Origin of the sequence: Streptomyces sp. NRRL S-31, from assembly GCF_000718775.1 — a bacterium.
Lineage (GTDB): Bacteria > Actinomycetota > Actinomycetes > Streptomycetales > Streptomycetaceae > Streptomyces.
Genome location: NZ_JOCB01000181.1, coordinates 1 through 4973 on the forward strand (window position 1 = coordinate 1; position 4973 = coordinate 4973).

The following is a 4973-nucleotide window of genomic DNA, read 5'->3' on the forward strand; positions in this document are numbered from 1 at the left end:
CCCGGAAACCGGCTCGGACATCAGGGCCGCCCGGGCCGGGGCCATCGCCGCGTACCGCGCGGGCGCCCGCGCCGCCGCCCGGGGGCAGGAGGCCGAGCAGACCCGGCACCCCGCCCTGCCCGGCGCCCGCCCGCCCGCCGACGGCGACACCGGGGCCGTCCCGGAGGCCGGCGCGGCGCGGCCGTCGTACCCCTCGGACACGGGCGGTACGACGCCGTCCGGCCGGATGGCCGACCCCTACGGGGTGCGCGGCACCCCGTGGCACGGCGCCGCACCGCGCACCGGGTCCGGCGGCACGCCCCCGGCCCTGGACGGCGGCACCCGGCCCCTCGGCCTGCCCCCGGCTCCCGGCCCCACCACCGGCTACGGGGAACCCGACCAGGCTCCGGAGCCGGGCCGTGCCCCCGGCGCCGCCCCCGGTTTCAGGGGATCCGGCCACGCTCCGGAGCCCGGCCGTGCCCCCGGCGCCGCCCCCGGTTACGGCGGACCCGGGTACGCTGCCGAGCCCGGCCGTGCCTCCGGTTTCGGGGGACCCGGGCATGCCCCGGAGCCCGGCCGTGCCTCCGGTTTCGGGGGACCCGGGCATGCCCCGGAGCCCGGCCGTGCCCCCGGCGCCGCCCCGGGTTACGGCGGACCCGGTCGCGCTCCCGGCCCTCGTTCCGTCCCCGGTCCCGGTCCCGGTTCCGGCCATCCCCCCGGCCTCACCCCCGTCGTCCCCGCGCAGTCGGCGTCCGGCTGGGGGGAGTCGGCGGGCGGGCGGCGCGGGCCCGGTGGCGCGCTCGCCGCCGAGCGGGCCCGGCAGGTGCGGATGACCGTGGTGGGACCGGTGACCGAGCGGTGGGCTCCGGAACAGGCCGGACCCGTGCACGAGAACTGGCAGTTGGCGGCGCCGATCGGCCCCGCCACCGATCTGTGGGCGCTGGGCGCGCTGCTGTTCCGGGCCGTACAGGGGCACGCGCCGTACCCGGAGGAGTCGACGGCCGAGCTGGTGCAGCTGGTGTGCGCCGAGCCGCCCGCGTTCGCCGAGGAGTGCGGCCCGCTGCGTCCGGTCGTGGAGTCGCTGCTGCGCCAGGACCCCACCGAGCGGCCGGACGTCGAGGAGCTGAGTGGTTGGCTGCGGTCCCTGGTGCGCTCCGCGCCCGAGCCGGACGCCGGCGCCCACGTCGTCTCCGTGCCGCCCGCCGACCCGCGCCGGCTGCCGATCATCCGGCGGCGCGGCGAGCTGGTACGCAGGCGGCGCGCCCGAGTGCCCGCCGCCTCTCCGCACGGCCGGCACAAGCGGGGCCGGGAGGACGGCCGTTCGCCGCGCAGCCTCGGCCGGACGCTGCTCCTGCTGGTCCTGCTCCTGCTGGCCGGCGCGATCGCGTACGCGATGCTCTTCATGCCCAAGGACACGGGCAGCGGCGCGGCGGGCGGGGACCGCGCCGGCGGCGCCGGACGGACGGCGCCCGCGCCCTCGCACACCCGGCCGCCCTCCGCCGGACAGAGCGCGCCGGAGGGCGGTGCCTCCGCGCCCGCGACCGAGACCCAGACCGGCGGGGACCCCGCCGTCCCCGACGGGTTCACCCTGCGCAAGGACTCCGCGGGCTTCCGGATCGCCGTCGCCGAGGGCTGGGACCGCACCCCGAAGAACGGCAGCGGCCAAGTGGTCTACGCACACGGCGACTTCGAGCTGATCGTCGTACCGGGCCGGGACGGCGCGTCCGGCTACGGCAGCGATCCGATGGTCTACCAGCGTGACAAGGAGCGGGAGACCCAGCCGTACCGCGACTCCAGCTGGGCCACGGCGTCGGGCCTGCGGACCACCGAGGTGGGCGGACGGACCATGGCCGAAGGGCAGTTCACCTGGACCGACGGGCAGGGCCGGGACCGGTTCGTGCGGAACATGGCGCTGTTGCTGAACGGGCGTTACCACATCGTCCAGGTACGCGGCCCGGAGGCCGAACGGGACGAGGTGACACGGCTGTACGAGGAGGCGACCGCGACCTATCGCTACACCGGCTGAGCAACCTGCGCACAGGGCGGCCAACGGCCGGTCCGGTTCCCTTTCCGGCGCGGAAATGACCATCGTCACAGTGCGGATTCCTTGGTACCCCGCTGGTTCCCTGGGAGTGGACCGGTCCTTAGTCTGACCCTGTCAAGAGCATTGCGGGGCAACGTGAATCAGATGCAAGGCCTGCTCCTAGCAGGCCGCTACCGGCTCGCCGACTCCATCGGCAGCGGCGGCATGGGCCGGGTGTGGCGCGCCCACGACGAAGTGCTGCACCGGATGGTGGCCATCAAGGAGCTGACCGCCGCGCTCTACGTCTCCGACAGCGACCAGGCCGTGCTGCTCGCCCGGACCCGAGCCGAGGCACGGGCCGCCGCGCGCATCAACCACTCCGCCGTCGTCACCGTCCACGACGTCCTCGAACACGACGGCCGCCCATGGATCGTGATGGAGCTGGTCGAGGGCCACTCGCTGGCCGACGCGGTCAAGGAGCAGGGCCGCGTGGAGCCGGCGGAGGCCGCGCGGATCGGACTGTGGGTGCTGCGGGCGCTGCGCGCCGCGCACTCCGCCGGCGTACTGCACCGGGACGTCAAGCCCGGCAACGTGCTCCTCGGCACGGACCGCCGGGTGCTGCTCACCGACTTCGGCATCGCCCAGATCGAGGGCGACACCACCATCACCCGCACCGGAGAGGTCGTCGGCTCGGTCGACTACCTGGCGCCCGAACGGGTGCGCGGCCATGACCCCGGCCCGGCCTCCGATCTGTGGGCGCTCGGCGCCACGCTGTTCACGGCGGTGGAGGGCCGCTCGCCGTTCCGGCGCACCTCGCCGCTGACCACCATGCAGGCGATCGTCGAGGAGGAGGCGGGCGAGCCCGGCCACTCCGGTCCGCTCGGACCGGTCATCGCCGCCCTGCTGCACAAGGACCCGGCCCAGCGGCCGAGCATGGAGGAGGCGGAGCAGATGCTGGCCGAGGCGGCCGAGGGCCGCCGGCCGCACACCGCGCAGGCGTTCATCCCGACCCAGAGCTCCGGCGTGCACATCTCCGGGGCGGTCAGCCCGGGCCACGGCCCCGCCGGTCACCCGGCCGGTGCCTCCCTCCCCGGCGTGCCGGCGGGCGCGGGCCGGCCCGCGCTCGGGACGACGACCGTGGCGCCGGTGCCGCCCGGCGTGGCGCCCGGCCCGGCACCGAGCAGACCGCGGCGCCGGCTGCGCACGCTCGTGCTCGTCGTCGCCGTCGCGGCCGTGCTCGGCGCCGGCGGAGCGGTGGCCGTCCAGCGGTGGGGCGGCGCGGAGCGGAGCGGTGGCACGGGCGCGAGCCAGGCCACCACGTCACCGGACGTACCGGGTCCCGACGGCACGGTCCCCGCGTCGTGGCGCCGGTACGACGACGAGTGGGGCTTCAGCCTCTACCTGCCCAAGGGCTGGTCGCGGAACGTCGTCGGCGAGCCCGGCAAGCCCGGCGCTCCCCGCGACCTCCGGCAGGTCGACTACACGCCCGACGGCGGCGAGCACTTCGTCCGCATCGCCATGGACACCTCGCCGGACTTCAGGGACGGCCACACGCACCAGCTCGACCTGGACGAGCAGCTCAGCGAGCGGCTGGTCGACTACCACCGGGTCCGGCTGGAGCGGAACGTCTACCGCGACCTCGGCGGCTCCGTCTGGGAGTACACCTGGAACGCGCAGCCGAAGGACACGCCCTTCCCGGGGCCGCGGCGCGCCATGGAGGAGACGTACATCTCCCGGGACGGTACCGAATACGTGATCTACATTTCCTCCCCCACGGTGGACTGGGAGACGACGAGGAGGCAGTTCAAGGCGGTGCTCCAGGGCTGGCAGCAGCCGCGCTGAGGCCGCCGCGGACGCCCGCGGGCCACGACCGGATCTCGAGGACCCGGACGCCCGCTGCGGCATGATGGGGCGCATGGGGACCGAGGGAGCCGGCTTCCGGCTGATCGCGGGCCGTTACCGCCTGGAGGAACGCATCGGGCGCGGCGGCATGGGCGTCGTGTGGCGGGCGAGCGACCGGGTGCTGGGCCGTCAGGTGGCGGTCAAGGAACTCCTTCTGGACGAATCGCTCCCGGACGAGGACGCGCGCCGCCGCCGCGACCATACGTTCCGCGAGGCCCGGGCGGTCTGCCAGCTGCGGCACCCGCACATCATCGTCGTGCACGACGTGGTGGAGCAGGACGAACGGCCGTACCTCGTGATGGAGTTGATTAACGGCGGTTCGCTCGCCGAGCGGATCGCCCGGTCCGGCCCGGTGGACGCCGCCGAGGCCGCGCGGATCGGCATCGCCCTGCTGAGCGCGGTGCACACCGCGCACGAGGCGGGGGTGCTGCACCGGGACATCAAGCCCGCGAACGTGCTGATCGAGTCCGGCACCGACCGGGTCGTCCTCACCGACTTCGGCATCGCCCAGGTCGAGGGCGCCACCACGCTCACCGAGACCGGCTCCTTCGTCGGCTCGCCCGAGTACACCGCGCCCGAGCGGATGTCCGGGCTGCGCACCGGGTTCGAGTCCGACCTGTGGTCGCTGGGCGCGCTGTTGTGCACGGTGCTCAGCGGCGAGTCGCCGTTCCGGCGCGACTCGCTCGGCGGCATCCTGCACGCCGTCGTCACCGACGAGATCCGCCCGCCGGCCGAGGCCGAGCCGCTGCTGCCGGTCGTACGGGGCCTGCTGGAGCGCGACCCCGAACGGCGGCTGGGCGCGGCGGACGCCGAGCGGATGCTGCGCACGTACCTGGCGACCGGCCGGACACCTGCCGCGCCGGGCGGCCAGGACACGGCGGCGCACGGCGGCGGACTCATCCACCGGATCGGCGCGGGCCGTACGCCGAAGACCCCGGCGCCCTACGCGCCGACCCAGTCGGACCTGCCGCACGGCGGGCCGCCGCCGTCCGCCGCGGCCCTGCCGCAGCCGCCCCCGGCCCGCCCGGCCCCGCGGGGCGTGCTGGTGGCGGCGCTGCTCGTCGCCGCG

3 protein-coding genes are annotated in these 4973 nt (G+C 76.0%); all 3 read left to right on the plus strand.

The annotated features are described in order from the left end of the window. The coding region (locus tag IF37_RS0137820) for a serine/threonine protein kinase (RefSeq protein ID WP_030754041.1) at positions 1–2005 on the plus strand (2005 nt) is incomplete at its 5' end. Positions 2006–2167: 162 nt separating this feature from the next. Beyond that, on the plus strand, positions 2168–3844 hold the full coding sequence (locus IF37_RS0137825; protein ID WP_030754043.1) for a serine/threonine-protein kinase: 1677 nt from the start codon (positions 2168–2170) through the stop codon (positions 3842–3844). A gap of 73 nt (positions 3845–3917) precedes the next feature. After that, on the plus strand, positions 3918–4973 hold a 1056-nt coding region (locus IF37_RS0137830; protein ID WP_030754045.1), incomplete at its 3' end, for a serine/threonine-protein kinase.